General features: G+C 35.0%; 16 protein-coding genes. 14 read left to right on the forward strand and 2 right to left on the reverse strand.

What is annotated here, in order from left to right:
• Nucleotides 1–56: 56 nt before the first annotated feature.
• Both serA and D2K62_RS10420 read left to right on the forward strand, forming a co-directional pair.
• The gene (serA, locus tag D2K62_RS10415) at nt 57–1,643 is read left to right on the forward strand and encodes a phosphoglycerate dehydrogenase (protein WP_112182581.1); all 1,587 of its coding nucleotides are present in this window, start codon (nt 57–59) and stop codon (nt 1,641–1,643) included.
• A 326-nt stretch (nt 1,644–1,969) separates the two neighbouring features.
• Entirely contained in the window at nt 1,970–2,518 is a 549-nt protein-coding gene (locus tag D2K62_RS10420; RefSeq protein WP_112182580.1) for a GNAT family N-acetyltransferase, read from the forward strand.
• A gap of 73 nt (nt 2,519–2,591) precedes the next feature.
• Here D2K62_RS10420 and D2K62_RS10425 read toward each other — a convergent pair whose 3' ends face one another.
• On the reverse strand, nt 2,592–3,965 hold the full coding sequence (locus D2K62_RS10425; protein WP_112182579.1) for an MATE family efflux transporter: 1,374 nt from the start codon (nt 3,963–3,965) through the stop codon (nt 2,592–2,594).
• A 60-nt stretch (nt 3,966–4,025) separates the two neighbouring features.
• Nucleotides 4,026–4,814, reverse strand: coding sequence for an HAD family hydrolase (locus tag D2K62_RS10430; RefSeq protein WP_112182578.1), 789 nt, complete (start codon nt 4,812–4,814; stop codon nt 4,026–4,028).
• A 281-nt stretch (nt 4,815–5,095) separates the two neighbouring features.
• On the opposite strand from D2K62_RS10430, the gene D2K62_RS10435 reads away from it, so the two are divergent.
• The 12 genes from D2K62_RS10435 (at nt 5,096) to D2K62_RS10490 (ending at nt 20,287) form a co-directional block, all read left to right on the forward strand.
• Complete coding sequence (locus D2K62_RS10435) at nt 5,096–6,037, forward strand: YybS family protein (RefSeq protein ID WP_112182577.1); 942 nt, start codon at nt 5,096–5,098, stop codon at nt 6,035–6,037.
• 30 nt (nt 6,038–6,067) lie between these two features.
• Entirely contained in the window at nt 6,068–8,044 is a 1,977-nt protein-coding gene (locus D2K62_RS10440) for a DHH family phosphoesterase (protein ID WP_112182576.1), read from the forward strand.
• Nucleotides 8,041–8,487, forward strand: coding sequence for a 50S ribosomal protein L9 (rplI, locus tag D2K62_RS10445; RefSeq protein ID WP_112182575.1), 447 nt, complete (start codon nt 8,041–8,043; stop codon nt 8,485–8,487). Before D2K62_RS10440 ends, rplI begins: the two co-directional genes overlap by 4 nt.
• A 90-nt stretch (nt 8,488–8,577) precedes the next feature.
• Entirely contained in the window at nt 8,578–9,945 is a 1,368-nt protein-coding gene (gene dnaB / locus D2K62_RS10450) for a replicative DNA helicase (protein WP_112182574.1), read from the forward strand.
• Nucleotides 9,946–10,195: 250 nt separating this feature from the next.
• Complete coding sequence (locus D2K62_RS10455; RefSeq protein WP_112182573.1) at nt 10,196–11,482, forward strand: adenylosuccinate synthase; 1,287 nt, start codon at nt 10,196–10,198, stop codon at nt 11,480–11,482.
• 312 nt (nt 11,483–11,794) lie between these two features.
• A complete protein-coding gene (locus D2K62_RS10460) occupies nt 11,795–13,228 on the forward strand; it encodes a M23 family metallopeptidase (RefSeq protein ID WP_117161390.1) in 1,434 nt (477 codons plus the stop codon).
• Nucleotides 13,229–13,389: 161 nt separating this feature from the next.
• Nucleotides 13,390–14,091 (forward strand): response regulator YycF, encoded by a 702-nt coding sequence (gene yycF, locus D2K62_RS10465; RefSeq protein WP_112182571.1) that lies wholly within the window; start codon nt 13,390–13,392, stop codon nt 14,089–14,091.
• 5 nt (nt 14,092–14,096) lie between these two features.
• Complete coding sequence (gene walK / locus D2K62_RS10470) at nt 14,097–15,923, forward strand: cell wall metabolism sensor histidine kinase WalK (protein WP_117161391.1); 1,827 nt, start codon at nt 14,097–14,099, stop codon at nt 15,921–15,923.
• Nucleotides 15,920–17,266, forward strand: coding sequence for a YycH family regulatory protein (locus D2K62_RS10475; protein ID WP_117161392.1), 1,347 nt, complete (start codon nt 15,920–15,922; stop codon nt 17,264–17,266). Before walK ends, D2K62_RS10475 begins: the two co-directional genes overlap by 4 nt.
• Nucleotides 17,247–18,197 (forward strand): two-component system regulatory protein YycI, encoded by a 951-nt coding sequence (locus D2K62_RS10480; protein ID WP_157967880.1) that lies wholly within the window; start codon nt 17,247–17,249, stop codon nt 18,195–18,197. Before D2K62_RS10475 ends, D2K62_RS10480 begins: the two co-directional genes overlap by 20 nt.
• Nucleotides 18,194–18,991: an MBL fold metallo-hydrolase gene (locus D2K62_RS10485; protein ID WP_117161394.1), complete on the forward strand. Its 798-nt coding sequence runs from the start codon at nt 18,194–18,196 to the stop codon at nt 18,989–18,991. Before D2K62_RS10480 ends, D2K62_RS10485 begins: the two co-directional genes overlap by 4 nt.
• 60 nt (nt 18,992–19,051) lie before the next feature.
• Nucleotides 19,052–20,287 (forward strand): S1C family serine protease, encoded by a 1,236-nt coding sequence (locus tag D2K62_RS10490; protein WP_117161395.1) that lies wholly within the window; start codon nt 19,052–19,054, stop codon nt 20,285–20,287.
• The last annotated feature ends 35 nt before the right edge of the window (nt 20,288–20,322 follow it).

Genomic DNA, 20,322 nt, shown 5'->3' on the forward strand with positions numbered 1-20,322 from the left:
TAAATGGAGTGCTAGACATGCTAGTTGTAGTACTAATAAACAGGGGGTAAATTAAAATGACATTTAAAGTATTGATTAGTGATCCATTAAGTGAAGACGGTATTTTTCCATTACGTGAGGAAGCGCAAATTGAAGTAGATATGATAACTGATTTGACGCCAGAGCAATTGGCAGAGAAAATTGTAGACTATGATGCATTACTTGTACGAAGTCAAACGAAAGTAACACGTGAGATTATAGCACAAGGTAAAAACCTTAAGATTATTGGTCGAGCAGGTGTAGGTGTTGATAATATAGATTTAGATGCCGCTACAGAACACGGTGTTATTGTTGTTAATGCACCTGATGGAAATACGAATTCTGCTGCTGAGCATACGATGGCAATGATGATGTCATTAGCTAGAAAGATACCACAGGCCTATCATGCTTTAATGCAGAAAAAGTGGGATCGAAAATCATACGTTGGAGTCGAATTAAAGGGCAAGACACTAGGCGTAATAGGTATGGGTCGAATTGGCCGAGAAGTGGCTATGCGGGCAAAGGGACAAAGAATGAAGATCGTTGCTTATGATCCATTCTTAACAGAGGAAAAAGCGGAACAACTTGGCGTTAAAGTAGGTTCGGTAGAAGACGTGATTAAAGTAGCAGATTTTATTACTGTCCATACACCGTTATTAAAAGAAACCAAACATTTAATTAACGCCCAGGCATTTAAAAAAATGAAAGATGGCGTTCAAATAGTTAATTGTGCCCGTGGCGGCATTATTGAAGAAGATGCTCTGTATGATGCTATTATATCTGGAAAGGTTGCTGGTGCTGCATTAGATGTGTTTGAGGAAGAACCAGCAACAGACCATAAGTTATTAGCATTACCTGAAGTAATTGCTACACCACATCTAGGTGCAAGTACAGTAGAAGCACAAGAAAGTGTTGCAGTCGATGTTAGTCACGATGTCGTTCGTTTACTAACAGGAGGGTTGGTTAAAAATCCTGTGAATTTACCTTCTGTACCAAAAGATTTAATGGCTAAAATTGAACCCTATTTTTATTTAGCTGAAAAGCTTGGGATTTTCTTAACAAATATCACAGAAGAGGTTATCGAAGAAATAACTATCTACTATGCAGGTGAATTATATGAAGTTGAAGTTGCACCATTAACTAGAAATACAGTCAAAGGATTATTAAAACGCCATTTTGGGGACCATATTAATGATGTGAATGCTGCCTATTTAGCTGAACAGCGAGGCATTGTTATTAATGAACAGAAAACTAGCACTACAAAAGGGTTCACAAATTTAATTACAGTAGAAGTGAAAACAAAAACTGGAACAAAAGCCGTAGCTGGTACACTACTGAATGGTTTAGGCTCTAGGATTGTTCAAGTTGAATCATATAGTGTTGATGTAGTTCCAGAAGGTAATATAGTGTTTATTCACCATAAAGATCAACCGGGTGCAATAGGTAAAGTAGGTACCATTCTTGCAGAACATAAGATTAATATTGCGACGATGCAAGTAGGTAGAGCAGATATTGGTGGGGAAGCTATTATGTTATTAACAGTGGATAAAAATCTAGATGATGAAAACATAAAAGCATTAACAGACCTTCCAGATATTAATACTGTAACAGCGATACAATTATAATAAAGGTTTAGAATGTAAAAGTAACATTTTAAATTACTAATTTAGAATAATTTTACAAAAAGATCCTAAAAATGACAAGCGCAGAAACTGGTGAATCCGCTATTAAAGGATCACCAGTTTTTTTGAGTATAGTATGGAAATTTACATTTTCAAAGAAGTAGAAATTGTCTTACGTTACATAGGGTGAATAATTTCGACAAATAGATAAAAGACATTTTACTAGAATAATTTAGTAGCAGTTACACTATCGATTTTAAAGCAGGAAATATTCGCTAACTTCTATTACAATAGATAGATGAGAAAGAGAATGTAAGGGGTGGAAGAAAGTGAAAAGTGAATTAATTGGAACAAACATTACGATTCGAGCATTACAAAAAGAGGATGCATCTGCATTGTTAGATATGAATAAAGAGAATAGGGAGATATTTGATCGTTATTCTCCTGTTGATAAAAAGGATGACTTTTTTACATTAGAAAAGCAGGAAGAAATGATAGAAAAGGATAAAAAGGCATGGGAAGAGGATAAGGGGTATCAATTTGGTATCTTTATTAATGGAAGCAACAAACTAGTAGGAACGGTCTCATTTTTTTTCATTGAAAGAGGAACAGCTGAAAAATGTATGATTGGCTATGGACTGGATCATCGATATAAAGGGCATGGATACATGACAGAAGCGGTCAAGCTCGCAATTAGGTTCGCGTTTGAAGAAGCGGACTTTCATCGAATTGAGGCAGGTGTTATGCCAAGAAATAAAGGATCAATTAATGTTTTAGAACATTGTGGATTTAAGAAAGAAGGGACCTTGCGTGATCAACTGAAAATCAATGGAAAGTTTGAAGACCATCATATCTATTCGATCTTATCGACGGATTGAAGCGTATAGAAAAAATCTGATGAATCCTTCAAAAGGACTCATCAAATTATCTATGATCATTAATAAAACTTCATTATACAGTGCTATTCTCAACCGTAGAGCTTTTTGCGCTTCGGTAAACGATTCGTAATCTAAATAGAAAGCCAATAGCAGCAAAGCTTAAGCCTAGTATAATGCCGATCCAAAATCCAGCAGGCCCTAAGCTCGTGTAACTTGAGAGAATGAAACCACTAGGAATTCCAATTATCCAATAAGAGACGAATGCAATATAAAACGGTAGTTTAACATCTTTGTAGCCTCGAAGTACACCTTGTAACCCTGCTTGTGCAGCATCTGATAGTTGATAAATAATTGCAACCATAAATAATTGACTTGCTAATGCTACAACTTCAGGATCCTTTGTATATAGATAAGAAATAGGTTCTTTAAAAAAGAATAGAAAGACAGCGCCTATAGCTAAAACACCAATTCCACCTAAAACCCCAATATAGCTATATTGTTTTGCTGCCTGTAATTTGTTTCCGCCAATAGAATACCCTACTACAATAGTTAAGGCCATTGAGATACTTAAAGGAATCATAAAAATCAATGAAGTAAAGCTTATTACGATTTGATTCGCCGCAATGGCAATGGTCGAGAACATAATGCCGACTAATAAAGTCACAACCGAGAATATGCTTGCTTCAAAGAAAATCGAAAGGCCCATAGGTATTCCTATTGAAAGCTGTTCTTTCCAAGCTTGCCATGAAGGCTTGGTCCATTTGACTAATAATTTGTATTCCCTCACAACATTTAACTTAAAAGTCATCCAGACACTAGCAAATAAAATAATCCAAAATGTTAATCCAGTAGCATAACCTGCGCCAATCCCACCGAGTTCGGGCATACCAAAATGACCAAAGATTAAACTATAATTTAAAAGGACATTAAAAGGAACAGCAAGGATAGTAATGAACATTGTAATTCTAGTGAAGCCTTGTCCATCAAAGAAATTACGAATGACATTAGATAAAAACAATGGAATAATGCCGATGGAGAGCCCAACTAAATAATGAAACGCAATGTAGTGGACATCTGGGTCCAAATCCATAAATGTTAAAATTGGTTGAAGTAATATACCACCAATTAGTATGACAATTAAAGCAATTATGACTGCTAAATAAAGAGCTTGTGTTACTGTGCGATGTATTTTGTTTCTTTCATTACTTCCCATTAAGTGTGCAATGATGGGCGTTACAGCTAACATTACGCCATTAATACCGACGAAGATAGGCATCCAAAGGCTTGCGCCGATAGCAACCCCGGCTAAATCATTCGTTCCGACACGACCAGACATCATAGTATCCACTAGGTTCATGGCTGCTAAACCGAGCTGAGTTATCATAATTGGCCACATAATAGAAAGAAATAAACGTGTTTTTTCTTTTAACGATTCTGCATGGTACATGTAAGTCCTCCGTAATTTCTATACTTGATACTGTTTAATGAAGCTATATGAGATACTAACTTATTTGTTCAACTTATCAAGTAGAGAAAATAATTCTTCTAGATGTTTAATTTCATAGGTTGGTTTAACTTCTACTGATTGTTTATCCTCACGGTTAATCCAAACATTTCTAATTCCTGTTCTATTTGATCCAAGAATGTCTGTCATTAGATTATCACCGACCATTAGTGCTTGCTCCTTACTTACATTTGAAAGTTCAAGGGCATGTTCAAAAATACTTGGATCGGGCTTTCCTTTACCAAAATCACCAGAAATAACAATATGATTAAAGTATTTCTTAAGTTCAGGTGTTATAGCTAACTTTTTCTGTTGCAAAGAAGGTGCACCGTTTGTTAATAAAAGTAATTGGTATTCGTGTTTTAACTCATTTAATACAGAAAACGTTTCTTCATATAAAAATGGACTTTCTTCTCGTTCTTTAATAAATTGGTCTGCTAATTGTACACCAAAGCTTGGATCATTAATTCCAAGTGCCTTTAAACCATTAGTCCAAGCTTCTTTTCGATAATTAGGCACAATGTTATACATCTCACGAAACATATCTTGATCGTCATCAAAGTTACCCCACAAGCCTTCAAAAGGGTTTATGCCTATCATCTGTGTGAAATCATATGTGTGATAGCCCTCATATAATTTACGCGCTTCTAATCGTACGGCCTCTTCTAAAGTGCTTTCACTAATTCCATATTTCACTTTAGCCAATTCACACGTTTTCTGAAAAGCTTGTTGAATGCTTTTTTTATCCCAAAGCAATGTATCATCAAGATCGAAAAAAATTGTAGTAATCATCGGAAGTCTCCTTTACAAATATGGTATGATAATAGTATAGCAAGAATAGCAAGCAAGTGAGAATTTATTATAAAACAGTGTCAAAATTGAGACAGGAAAAACTATCATTTGTCATTTTTCCTTATTATCGTTTATAATCAGATAGAAAGCAAAAAAGTAATGTCTTTCTATGTTAAAAAAGAATATTTTATACAGTTAATTAAAAAGCTATCCAAAAGCACAGCCCTGTAGCTGTGCTTTTTCTAAGCTAATAGAAAGCAATTAATGAGGTGTTCGTAAGAATGTATGATTCAAAGAAAGTGCAGGAAGGTGTGCTATTAAGCACTATCTATGGTTTACTGTTACTTGTAACCATACTGGTACCAGCAATTGAATTAGTAACAGTATTTTTATTGCCGATTCCATTTGTGATTTATGCTTCACACCACGGTTATAAAGCTTCATTGATTTTAGGAGGTTTTGTGACAGTCTTAGCGTTGTTACTTATTTTTGTTATCTCTTTCCCATTAACCATTATGTCTGTTTTAGGTGGTACGATGATAGGAGAAGCAATTTATAAAAAAAGAAATGCATATGAAACATGGGCATTTGGAACAGTTGGTGTAACAATAGGCTTGTTAGTCTTATTTTTAATGATCCAGCTTGTTTTACAGATTAATATTGTGGATGAGTATCAGGGAATGGTTCAAGAATCCATTACTTCGACAGAAAGCTTGGTAACATCATTAGGAATCGAGTTATCTTCTGATGAAATAGCTTTAATAAAAGAAGAAATGTTAAAAATCACGACGCTTTTGCCATCTATATTAGTGATTTGTGCACTAGGTATAGCTTTTGTAACACAATGGGTAAGCTATAAAATACTGAATTGGCGTGAGAATAGGAAATTGCGCTTTCCACCTTTTAAATTCTTTTTATTACCAAAGACGGTTGTTTGGATTTACTTCTTTGCAATTTTATTTACTTGGTTCGAATTAGATCCCACAAGTAGTTTAGCTGTCAGTGTAGTTAATGTAACGAATTTAGTTGGTTTATTACTGACTTTACAAGGTCTGTCATTTGTTTTATTTTATTCATATAAAAAGAAATTAGCTAGTGCGATTCCGATCTTAATTATTGTTGGTAGTATCATTATTCTGCCAGCAGGACTTTATATGTTGCGTATTTTAGGTATAATTGATATAGGATTTGGTTTAAGAGAAAGGTTTGAGAACAAAAAATGAGTGCTCGTCTGGATGTAGGAGCTGACAAATATGTCTGATTTATTTAAGAAGCCAACATTAAGCAATCATATATGGGTTATATATGGACTATCATTTCTCTTATTGGGATTTATTTGGTTTTTCCAATGGATGTTAGGAATATTTATGACATTTATATTAATTGGATCTTTATATTATAGTATTCGATCGGAAAGAAACTTGTTAAATGAGACAGAAGAATACATTACTACTTTATCTCATCGAGTAAAGAAAGTAGGGCAAGAAGCACTACTTGAAATGCCGATTGGAATTGTTCTATATAGTGAAGATTATAAAATCGAATGGACAAATCCATATATGAATAGATTTACTAATGAAGAATCATTTGTAGGGCAACCGTTGAGTCAGTTATCTTCAGATTTATTGACTAAGGTTAAAGAAGAAAAAGAAGACATTTGGGTCCCGATTGAAACGTATGATTTTCAAGTCGCAGTCAAAAAAGAAGAACGATTATTATACTTCTTTGATCGAACGAAACAAACTGAGATTCAAAATTTATATCATAATGAACAAACTGTTCTAGGTGTCATATTTTTAGACAACTATGAAGAGATAACGCAAGCTATGGATGACACAGCAAAAAGTCAAATTAACTCCCGTGTGACATCGATTTTAAATGAGTGGTCGATGGATTATGGGATTTATCTAAAACGGATATCACAGGAACGTTTTTTGGCTGTAATGAATCATCAAATTTTGGATGAACTAGAAAAATCAAAATTTGAAATTCTAGATGAAGTAAGAGAATTAATCTCTGATAACAAGAATGTTCCACTTACCTTAAGTATTGGTGTAGGATTAGGTGGCGGTTCATTACCTTCATTAGGGATCCTAGCTCAGTCTAGTTTAGATCTTGCATTAGGAAGAGGTGGCGATCAGGTCGTCATTAAAGATGAATCAGGTAAAGTTCGCTTTTACGGTGGGAAAACAAACCCAATGGAAAAACGAACAAGAGTGAGAGCACGTGTTATTTCACACGCATTAAAAGAATTAGTCCAAGAAAGCGATCAAGTATTAATAATGGGACATAAAGCACCTGATATGGATTCGATAGGTGCTGCAATTGGTATTTTAAAAATTGCGCAAGCCAGTGATGTTGATGCGTTTATTGTAGTTGATGAAAACGATATAGATACAGGCGTTCAGCGGTTGATGGAACAGATAAAAGAAGAAGATGCATTGTGGTCTCACTTTGTATCACCGGATGAGTCACTTGACATTGTTACAAAGAACACGCTGTTGGTAGTTGTGGATACACATAAACCTTCACTTGTTGCAGAAGAGAAGTTGTTAAGTAAAACAGAATATGTCGTTGTCATTGATCACCATCGCCGTGCAGAGGAATTTATTGATCATCCAACTCTTGTATATATGGAGCCATATGCCTCCTCAACTGCAGAATTGGTAACTGAATTATTGGAATATCAACCAAACACATTGAAGTTAAACATGCTTGAATCTACAGCACTTTTAGCAGGAATTATTGTTGATACCAAAAGTTTCACATTACGAACTGGTTCTCGTACTTTTGATGCTGCTTCTTATTTGCGGTCTAAGGGTGCAGATACCGTACTAGTCCAACGCTTCATGAAAGAAGATTTGGATATTTATATTCAACGGAGCCATTTAATTGAAAGTACAACCATATATAAAAATAATATTGCTATATCATTAGGCACACCTGGAAAGTTATTTGGACCAGTTATTATTGCACAAGCTGCTGACACCCTTTTAACAATGACAGGTATTGTTGCTTCCTTTGTCATATCTGAACGAAAGGATGGACGTATTGGTATTAGTGCTAGATCACTAGGTGAAATTAATGTCCAAGTAATCATGGAAAAGATGAATGGTGGCGGTCATTTGACAAATGCAGCAACACAATTAGATGATGCCTCTATAGAAGACGCTTATGAGCAATTAAAAGAGATTATAGATCAATCTATTGAAGGAGGAGAACAAGAATGAAAGTAATCTTTCAAAAAGACGTAAAAGGAAAAGGCAAAAAAGGGGAAGTTAAAGATGTCTCTGATGGTTATGCACGTAACTATCTTTTGAAAAACAATGTGGCGATAGAAGCAACCCCAGGCAATTTAAAAGGATTAGAGGCTAAGCAAAATAAAGAAAAAAATCTAGAACAAGCAGAAGTTGATGATGCAGAAAAACTGAAAGAAAAATTAGCAAACATGCAAGTTGAGTTAACAGCAAAATCAGGAGATCATGGCAATTTATTTGGTTCCATAACAAGTAAACAAATTGCTGAGGAATTAAAGAAAACACATAATATTAAAATGGATAAAAGAAAAATTGAGCTAGATAATCCCATCCGTTCTTTAGGGGTAACAAATGTACCTGTAAAATTACATCCGGAAGTAACCGGTATAATTAAAGTACACGTAACAGAAGTATAAAAGATACAGTTAATTTAATTGGAAAAAAGGAATGGGAGGATTTATTCCTCCCATTCCTTTGTCTATTTGATTCTTAAAGGGGGGAATTGCATGAGTGAGGAATGGAATGAACAACGAACACCACCACATAATATTGAAGCGGAACAAGCAATATTAGGTGCTATATTTTTAGAACCAGAGGCAATCTCTTCTGCTACAGAGTTACTAATACCTTCAGATTTTTATCGTGCTAGCCACCAGCGGATTTTTCAAGTGATGATGCAACTGACTGATAAAGGAGAGCCAATTGACTTAGTAACGGTCACGACAGCATTATCAAATGCAAAATTGTTAGATGAAATCGGTGGTGTCTCTTATTTAAGTGATCTAGCCAGTGCAGTTCCAACCGCAGCAAACATTGGTTATTATAATAAGATTGTTGAAGAAAAAGCACTCCTACGTCGTTTAATTCGAACGGCAACTGATATTGTTACAGACGGTTTTTCAAAAGAAGATGAAGTAGAAGAAGTATTAAGTGAAGCTGAAAAGAATATTTTAGAGGTTTCCAATCGAAAAAATGCTAGTGCATTTAAGAATATTAAAGATGTTTTAATAGATGTGTATGATAATATCGAACAACTACACCATAATGATGCAGATGTAACAGGAGTACCAACTGGTTTTAGAGATTTAGATAAAATCACCTCTGGTTTCCAACGGAATGATTTAATCATTGTTGCTGCACGACCATCTGTAGGTAAGACGGCATTTGCTTTAAATATTGCGCAAAATGTAGCGATTAAAACAGATGAGAACGTGGCGATCTTTAGTTTAGAGATGGGTGCAGAACAACTTGTAAACCGTATGCTTTGTGCGGAAGGTAACATTGATGCGCAACGTCTTCGTACAGGAAGCTTAGAGCCAGAAGACTGGGGTAAGCTAACAATGGCAATGGGTAGTCTATCTAATGCTGGTATTTTTATTGATGATACGCCAGGAATTCGTGTTAACGAAATCAGGTCTAAATGTAGACGATTAAAGCAAGAACATGGTCTTGGTATGATTTTAATAGATTACATGCAGCTTATTCAAGGTAGTGCAAGCAATGCAAAAGAAAACCGTCAACAAGAAGTATCGGAAATATCCAGGTCATTAAAAGGTTTAGCAAGGGAATTAAATGTCCCGTTAGTCGCACTTTCTCAGCTTTCTCGTGGAGTGGAGCAAAGACAAGATAAACGACCAATGATGTCAGACCTGCGTGAATCAGGAAGTATTGAGCAAGACGCAGATATTGTTGGCTTCCTCTATCGTGATGATTATTATGATCAAGAATCAGAAAAACAAAATATTATCGAAATTATTATTTCTAAACAACGTAATGGCCCGGTTGGGACAGTAGAACTTGCATTTGTAAAAGAATATAATAAATTTGTTGACTTAGATCATCGATATGATGAATCAGATATACCACCAGCCTGATAATAATAGATTAATAGAGAGAGACAAGCAGATAAGATGCTTGTCTCTCTTTTTTTATTTCCTGGGAAATTCGAAAACAAAAAAAGTCGAACGAATTATTTAAAAACAAAGAAAACGTTCGCCTAATGGATTGACAGGAGCATGTTAGATTGGTACACTAACTTTGGCGTGTTTATCTTAAAAATAGTAACAAGTGTATGGAATAAAAAATAAATAATTTGATAAAATACAACTGGCGGAGGTGCCGAATATGTCATCAGTAGTAGTAGTAGGAACACAATGGGGAGACGAAGGTAAAGGTAAGATTACTGATTTCCTGTCTCAAAATGCAGAAGTGGTCGCGCGATATCAAGGTGGGAATAATGCAGGACATACAATTAAGTTTGACGGAGTAACATATAAATTACACTTAATTCCTTCTGGGATATTTTTTGAGGAGAAAGTATGTGTACTTGGTAATGGTATGGTGATTGACCCGAAAGCAATTGTAGAGGAATTAAAGTATTTACACGATAAGGGTGTTAGCACGGATAACTTACGAATTAGTAATCGTGCACACGTAATTTTACCGTATCATTTAAAATTAGATACATTACAAGAAGAAGAAAAAGGTGTTAACAAAATAGGTACAACGAAAAAAGGTATTGGTCCTGCTTATATGGATAAGGCAGCACGGGTTGGTATTCGTATCGTAGATCTTTTAGATAAAGAAGCTTTCCGTGAAAAATTAGAACAAAATTTAGCAGAAAAAAATCGCTTATTTTCAAAAGTATATGAAATAGAAGAAATGCATGTAGAAGACATTCTAGAAGAGTATTATCAATATGGACAAGAAATCGCAAAATATGTTGCTGACACATCTGTTGTTTTAAATGATGCGCTTGATCAAGGACGTCGTGTTTTATTTGAAGGTGCACAAGGTGTTATGTTGGATATTGATCAGGGTACATATCCCTTTGTAACTTCCTCCAATCCTATTGCTGGTGGGGTAACAATTGGGTCTGGTGTAGGCCCATCAAAAATTAATCATGTAGTTGGCGTATCCAAAGCATATACGACAAGAGTAGGAGATGGTCCTTTCCCAACAGAGTTACATGACGAAACGGGCGATAGAATACGTGAAATCGGAAATGAATATGGTACGACAACTGGACGTCCTCGTCGTGTTGGTTGGTTTGATAGTGTCGTTGTTCGTCATGCTCGCCGTGTCAGTGGTATTACCGATTTATCATTAAACTCAATTGATGTTCTAACTGGTATTAAAACATTAAAAATTTGTACCGCCTATCGGTATAAAGGAACGGTAATGGAGGAATTTCCAGCTAGTCTTAAAATATTAGCTGATTGCGAACCAATTTATGAAGAAATGCCTGGTTGGGATGAAGATATCACTGGAGTGAAAAGTTTACATGAACTTCCAGAGAATGCACGTCATTATTTGGAACGGATTTCACAACTCACACAAATTCCTTTATCTATTTTCTCAGTTGGTCCAGATCGGATGCAAACCAACGAAGTAAGAAGTGTATATAGTTAAAATTAGAACCTACCAAAGAATTATTTTGGTAGGTTTTTATATGGTTTAGCAAGGTTTAATCATGTTAGATACAATCTCATAACATAACTGTAATAAAACATACAAATTATGTTAATTTTCTCACCTTTTTAAAGAATACAAGAAGATTATTGTCTAAATTAACAGTTAACAGGGTTTAAATGGTTACAATTATACAGTTATATTACAAAACCTTTAAAAGGGTTTAATTATAGAATGCTTCTGTGGTAGCCTATAGAAGGTCTCAATTTAATAGAGTTGATAGAGAGACCAAGGAATCGTAGGAGGACTAGAATGATGAGAAGCAATGTGAAATCTAGCAAACTTAGTATATTTAAAAAAACTGCATTAATAACTGTGTTGGGTATTGCATTAACAAGTAATATTGCATATGCTGCTGACGATGGACTATCTACGGTCTACCACGTCTATATGGACGGAGAACACATTGGTACAACAGACAGCAAAGACGTTATTACTTCGTATATAGATGAATTAATCACTGCGCGTGAAGAGGCAAATGATACATATGCTTACGTCACGAAACAAGAAATCTCCTACGTTCCAGAACGGGTATTTAATCCAGATGCCTCTAACGAAGAGGTATTAACAAAGATTGAAGAAGATATTGCAATTCAAGTGAATGCATATGGTCTTCAAATTGGTGATAAAATAGCCGGTTATTTTAAAAACAAAGAAGAGGCTGAGAAAACCTTACAGCAATATAAAGAGAAATATGTAGATAAAGAAATATTAGAGAATCTAGAGAATGCTGATAAAGATTCAGATGATGAACCAATGCCGTTGTCAGTTGGTGATTCCGCTATTTTAGAAGTAGAACTATCAGAAGAGGTTACCTATCAAGAAGAGAAAGTTAATGAAGATGTAGTTATTACTGTTGATCAAGGTATTGAGTTGCTAGAAAAAGGTACATTACAAGATAAAGTACACACGGTAGAAGAAGGTGATGTACTGGGCTCTATTGCAGGTCAATATGACTTAACTACAGAGAAATTAATAGCTTTAAATGAAACCTTGTCAGAGGATGCAGTATTACAAATTGGACAAGAATTGAATGTAACAGAATATGCGCCATTTGTTAATGTAGTAGTGACAAAAGAGGAATTAGTAGAAGAAGAAATCGCATACGAAAAAGAAGTTGAACAATCCGACGATTTATATAAAGGCGAGAAAGAAGTAAAGCAAGAAGGACAAGATGGTAAGAAAGAAGTACAATATGCAATTGAGATTAGTAATGGAAGTGTTGTGTCTAAAGAAGTTATTAACGAAGAAGTAACGAAAGAACCGACAAAAGAAATTATAGTAGAAGGTACGAAAGTGGAATCATCTAGAGGGTCAGGTAATTTTATTTGGCCAACTGTTGGCGGGTACATTTCTAGTTATATGGGAGAAAGATGGGGTTCTTATCATAAAGGCATAGATATTGCTGGTCCTAGTAATAGAGCAATAATAGCGGCTGATAATGGAACAGTAGAATCAGCAGGCTGGGATAGTGGTGGTTACGGTAACAAAGTTATTATTAATCATAATAATGGTTATAAAACAGTTTATGCACACCTAGCTTCTATTAGTGTAAGCTCTGGAGAAACAGTTACACAAGGCGAACAGATTGGTGTTATGGGTACAACAGGTAACTCAACAGGTATTCATTTACACATTGAAGTATATAAAGACGGTAATAGAATTGATCCAGCAAGTATATTTTAAAGTGGAGATAAATGCTGTATCAATTTAATAAAGAGCTAAACCCTTGTTGCAAAAATGCTTCAAGGGTTTTAATTATATTTCCATTGTTAAAGAAAAGACATTTAAGCTAAAGTACGCTAAAATGATAGTGAGTAAGTTTGTAAAAGGAGGCTTTACCTAAAATGAGTCAAAAGATATTAGTTGTAGATGATGAGAAGCCAATTGCAGATATATTAAAATTTAATTTAGAAAAAGAAGGATATACCGTTATATGCGCTTATGATGGTGATGAAGCAGTTCGATTAACAGATCAGGAAAATCCAGATCTTTTATTATTAGATATAATGTTACCTAATCGTGATGGTAATGAAGTATGCCGTGAGATTAGGAAAAGACATAGTATGCCAGTTATCATGTTAACAGCTAAAGATTCTGAAATCGATAAAGTGTTAGGTTTGGAATTAGGGGCGGATGATTATGTGACGAAGCCATTTAGTAATAGAGAGGTTATTGCTAGGGTTAAAGCAAATTTACGACGTCAGCAAGTTCCAGTTGACAACCAAAGAGTGAATAAAGATATTCAAATCGGAACATTAGTTATCCATCCAGATGCCTATACAGTTACGAGAAATGGCACATACGTGGAACTAACGCATCGAGAGTTTGAATTATTACATTATTTAGCACGCCATATTGGTCAAGTGATGACACGTGAACACTTATTAGAAACGGTATGGGGCTATGATTATTATGGTGATGTACGAACGGTTGATGTTACGGTTAGAAGATTGCGTGAAAAGATTGAAGAGACACCAAGCACACCACTTTGGATTGTAACTAGAAGAGGTGTTGGTTATTATTTACGAAACCCTGAGCAGGAGTAATTTTCATGAAAAAGGTTAATATCTTTCAATCGATGCAGTGGAAAATTATTATCATTATGATCTTGTTGCTATTACTTGCTATGCAGGTAATAGGATCTTATTTTGCTCAGAGATTGGAAACGGATTTAAGAGCAAATTTCGAGGAAAATATTGATGAACGCTTAGAAGTCCTAAGTGATAACTTGGTAAAGGCTCTAGTTAAAGAAAGACCAGAAGATGGTACTGGTCCAACACTTGAGGCTGATGTAAGGGAAATCGTACAATTATATGGTAGAAGCGATGCATATTCCCAGTTACAAGTTATGGATAGGCAATATCGAATAATTGGTACAAATACACAAGAAGAAGATATCGGTAAACTAACAGGTAATAGTAATGTTCGAACCGCTATTATCTATGATAATTCTACAAGAGAAATGCAGCGTGATCAACAGACAGGTGAACGGCGATTAATTCGTATCGTACCACTTTATGACAATAATGAACCACTAGGTGCCATTTATTTAGAAGCTTCAATGGAAGAAGTATTTGCTCAAGTTGAAAATATTAATGGTATTTTCTTAAATGGAACTTTAATAGCGATATTTGTATCAACAATAGTAGGAATATTAGTAGCGCGAGCTATTACAAAACCGATAACAGAAATGCGAAGACAAGCAACTATTATGTCCCGAGGTGACTTCTCGCAGAAGGTAAATGTATACGGTACAGATGAGATTGGGCAACTTGCCATAACATTTAATGACATGAATGAAAAAATAAGATTAGCAAATCACACAACAGAAGAAGAACGTCAAAAATTAAGTTCAGTCCTTTCAAATATGTCTGATGGTGTGCTTGCTACAAATGAGAACGGACAAGTAACGCTAATGAATGAACCTGCTTCCTTGTTACTTGCGAAAACGTTTGAAGAAATTAAAGGAGAATCTATTATTGATGTCCTTCAGCTTGAGGATAAAGCCATCGATTTAATGGATTTTCAAGAAGCGGGTTCGCTTACAATTGATTTTAGTGATGATGATCAATTGTTTTTAATTAAGGCTAACTTTTCTGTCGTGCAAGATGAAAGTGAAAATTTCACAGGGTTAATTACAGTTATTAGTGACGTAACCGAACAGGAAAAAGAAGAAAAAGAACGTCGTGAATTTGTTTCTAACGTATCACATGAATTGCGCACACCACTTACGACAATGCGTAGTTATTTAGAAGCGTTGACTGACGGCGCTTGGGAAGACAAAGAAATAGCACCACAATTTTTGGAGGTCACGCAAAATGAAACAGAACGGATGATTCGATTAGTTAACGACTTATTGCAATTATCAAAGATGGATCATAAAGAACAAACAATGCACAAAGAACGCGTAAATGTTGTTCCGTTTTTCCATCATGTCCTCGATCGATTTGAGATGAATAAGGAAGAGTCTGTTACGATTAATCGGTATATTCCTAAAGACAGCCTGTTTCTATGGATGGATAAAGATAAAATTATTCAAGTTATCGATAATATTATTTCAAATGCTATTAAATATTCGGCAGTAGACGGAACTATTCACTTTCGGGTTGTTAAGGATAAGCAACGAATCAGAGTGAGTATCGCTGATAAAGGACCTGGAATTGCACGTGAAAAATTGGATAAAATATTTGACCGTTTTTACCGTGCTGATAAAGGAAGATCTAGAGAAGTTGGTGGAACGGGACTTGGGCTTGCAATTGCTAAGGATATAATTGTCTCACACCACGGTCAAATTTGGGCTGAAAGTATGGAAGGAAAAGGTACAACTATTCTCTTTACATTACCACTCATAACCCGAAAGCGTGGTGCTAAGAAATGAATCTAGAGAGCATTAAATCATTTATATTAATATTTCTAATTGCTGCTAGTTTATTATTAACGTTAGCGACTTGGAATTATCAACCGAATATTGATGAGGATGAGGGGGATACCGAAGATAGTGTAATTGAAGCACAATTAGATGGCGAACAATTAACTAAAAAAGATGTGGTACGCCCCTCACAAATTATTTATAAATTACAAGGACAAGCAGTAGGTCTAGCCGATAAAAATAATGAAAATGATCTTTATAATCAAATTTTAAATTTGTCATTATATGATTTCGAAGTAATGTCTAATCCTATGAATCAATTAGAGAATAATCAAAATCAAGTAGAGATTATTTTTCCTGTAGAACTCCCAACGGATGTTATTGTTGACTTGTTCTCTATTGACAATGAGGTGAATATTCCAGATAGTACGTTTGATCGCGTCTATATAACGCTATCAAGTAACCAAGAAGATAATCAAATTGTTTTTGTGAAAACTTCTACTGGAACGGCAATAAGTGCAAAATTTCAAAATTCAGATCAAACAATTGAATCTTTAATTGATTATGAAAATGATAATGAAAGCATTCGTTATGAAGTGTTGGAAAATGCAAATGAACTCGCGATATATTTACCAAGTGAGATTTCATTATCGATAGAGTATTTTTCATATAAAACTCTAGATAGTGAACCTTTTCGTAATTTGTTGTTTAATACACCATCATCAGTTAGAAATTACAAGAATATCAGTAGAGAAATCTATACAGATGGTATCAGTGAAATGACGGTAGAAGATGGATATAGTATTAACTTCTCTAATCCAATAAATGATACTCAAGTATTAGAAGAATCGGTTACGCAATATCAATTATTTGATCAAGTACATCAATTTATAAATAAACACAATGGTTTTACGTCTACAGAGCCATTTCAATTTTTCTTATCTGAATTATTAACATCAGCAAACACCAATTTAGTAGAATATAATTTGGCTTATCAAGGGTATCCAATCTATGAAATGGGATCATTAGCAACCATTTCAATCAATTGGCATAATCAAGACCCTTCTATTTACAGTCATCCGATTGTTCAATTAGTTGATAGACTTGAAACAGGGCAAGTACCAACAACATTTCTAGATACGACTAGTGTTTTAGAGATTTTGAATGGAAATACGTATAGTGATAAAACCATTTATGACGTAGCTGTAGGATACCAAATTGAAAAAGAACAAGGCGATCAGACATATAAAATAATCCCAACTTGGTATGTAGAAGGAATTAGTGGTTGGGAAGAATTAGAGATACCTGGTGAGTTGTTAGGAGGCGATAATAGTGCAATGGGGACAAATTAAATCACTATTCATAGTCTGCTTTCTAGTTTTAGATGTTTTTCTTATAAAACAATTAATCGACAAGCAAGAAGACGTATCTTTCATAACAGAATCTACAAAGGAAGAACAATTGCAACTGAATATTAATGGCCTAGATGATTTATCTGAAGACACAATAGAAGCACCGCTTATATATGCAGTCAATCAATCATACTCTGCTGAGGATAGTATAAGACTCGAACAATATTCGAACCAAAAAAATGTGATTGTTGATGAAATTTATCTATTTGGACAATTTGATGAGCCCATTCCTATTTCAATAGATGAGGATTCTGGAGTGAATATGGAATCATTAAATAGTTTGATTTTAAATAGTGGCGAATATACGTATTGGGGTAAGGATGAAAAGTCAAACAGCTTACTTTTTTTTCAAACAATGGAACAACCAATTTACTATAATCAGAATGCATTGTTATTCATTCAATTAAATGATGATGACGAAATGATACAGTATGTACAAACAAAGTTAGAACAAGAAGAAGAGCAGGAAGAAGCAAGAGATTTAATTACTGAAATTGACGCTGTTTCAAGGCTATTTCATAATGCTGGCTCTCTAGAACAAGGAGATACCGTGACAGATGTTGCGCTTGGTTATCATAACGTGACATCCTTACCAAATGGACTGCAAATATTGAATCCAACTTGGAATGTGACAGTTGACCAAACTGATCACTATTTTGTAAACGCAATAGAGGGGCATGACTATCCCAAAAATGATGATTTTATTAAAACAGCGGTTGAATCATTTCAAGATGTAATTCAAACTGCCAGTACAAGTGATTTTCAATTTATTCAAGCAGAAGATGCGGGAGAAGAAACAGAACTAATTGAAGAAATAGAACTAAATTTATTGGAGATATCTAATGCAATTATTGGGGTGGAAGAAAAATGACATTACGATTTACGGTATTAGCTTCAGGTAGCTCTGGCAATGCCTTTTATATAGGGACAGATAAAGAAAATATTTTAGTTGACGCAGGGTTAAGTGGAAAACAAATTGAGCGGTTATTTTTAGAGTCTTCAATTGATCCGAATAAACTAACAAAGATATTAGTGACACATGAGCATAGTGATCATATTAAAGGTTTAGGTATCGTAGCGCGTAAGTATAACTTGCCAATTTATGCAAATGAAAAAACGTGGAAAGCAATGGAAGGATCGATAGGAAAAATTACTCTCGATCAAAAGTTTCTATTTAACATGGAGGAAACCAAAACATTTGCAGATATTGATGTGGAATCATTTGGTGTCTCGCATGATGCTGCAGAGCCAATGTTTTATACGTTTCACCATGAAGGAAAAAAGGTTTCACTCGTAACAGATCTTGGTTACGTTTCGGAACGTATTAAGAAAACAGTTGAAAACTCTGATGCTCTTATATTTGAAGCAAATCATGATGTCTCGATGTTACAAATGGGACGTTATCCTTGGAGCGTGAAACGTCGTATTTTAGGTGATACAGGACACGTTTCAAATGAAGACTGTGCTTTAGCGCTTGAGGATATTATTGGCGATAATACGAAAAGAATTTACTTGGCTCATTTAAGTAAAGATAATAATATGAAGGAACTAGCACGTATGTCAGTTGAAAATCAGTTACGAGAATCTGGATTTTCAATTGGAAATGGTATTGATATTTATGATACAGACCCAACAACACCAACTTCTCTCTATAAAGTAGTTTAAAATAAAGCTTATCAACACAAACTATCGGTAAGAAATGAAATCATAGAGAGGAAGGTCATGATGGTCTATTACCATGATGATGAGAAAGAAATGAATGAACAGGATCAAAGAACAACTGAAAAAAAGCGAAACAGATGGGTTTTACCTGGCATAATCGGTTTGTTACTCGGGATGTTCTTATTTGCGGTTGCCTTACCTGGTTTAGTACGGTACGATATTTTACCTTATCAAATCGTTATCAGCGAGGATCAACTAACTGTTAATAATGGTGAAACAGCCGATCTGAATAATAATCTTCAATCGTTAAGCTTAGATGTCACAACACAAATCACAGGTATTGTTGCAGACGTTAGTCCAGCAGTAGTTGGGATAGAAAATATCCAATCAGAAGCAACCTTTTGGGATCAGGAATCAAGTGAAGCTGGGACCGGTTCAGGTGTCATCTATAAAAAAGCGGATAATCGAGCATTTGTCGTTACAAATCATCATGTGATAGAAGGTGCTGATCAAATTGAAGTTATTTTATCAGATGGAACGCGTTTAGCAGCGGAGTTAAAAGGGACCGATCTTTTTACTGATTTAGCCGTTTTAGAGATGGATGGTGAAGCAGTTAATCATGTAATTGAGATTGGTAATTCAGATGAAGTAAAAGTCGGTGAACCTGCTATTGCAATTGGGAATCCATTAGGTTTAAATTTATCCGGTTCAGTCACACAAGGTGTTATTAGCGGTAAGCAACGAGCAATTCCTCAGGACTTTGATGGAGATGGACGAGCCGATTGGCAAACAGAGGTTATTCAAACGGATGCAGCGATAAACCCTGGTAATAGTGGAGGGGCGCTACTTAATGTGAATGGCCACTTAATTGGCATTAACTCGATGAAAATTGCCCAATCGGCAGTAGAAGGAATCGGTTTTGCTATACCTATTGATGCTGCTGTACCAGTTATAAATGAATTAGAAACAGAAGGTCAAATGAGACGAGCGTTTCTAGGAGTAGAAGCTTATTCTTTAGGAGATGTAGCACAGGTTGAATGGCAACGTAGCTTAAATCTACCTAATGACGTAGAGAGTGGTATCTATTTACAACGAATAGAACCGATGTCACCAGCTTCAGAAGCTGATTTGGAACCTTACGACGTTATTACTGCTTTAGATGATCAGGAAATTGGTAATATTATTGATTTGAGAAAGCATTTGTATCAAGTAAAAGAACCAGGAGACGAAATGGTCGTGACATATTACAGAGGCAAAGAAAAAAATCAAGTAACGATAAAATTAACGGAGCAAGAGTAGCAGATAAGAATGCTACTCTTTTTTTACTTATACAC

The sequence above is a fragment of the Paraliobacillus sp. X-1268 genome (assembly GCF_003426095.1).
GTDB classification, from domain to species: Bacteria; Bacillota; Bacilli; order Bacillales; family Amphibacillaceae; genus Paraliobacillus_A; species Paraliobacillus_A zengyii.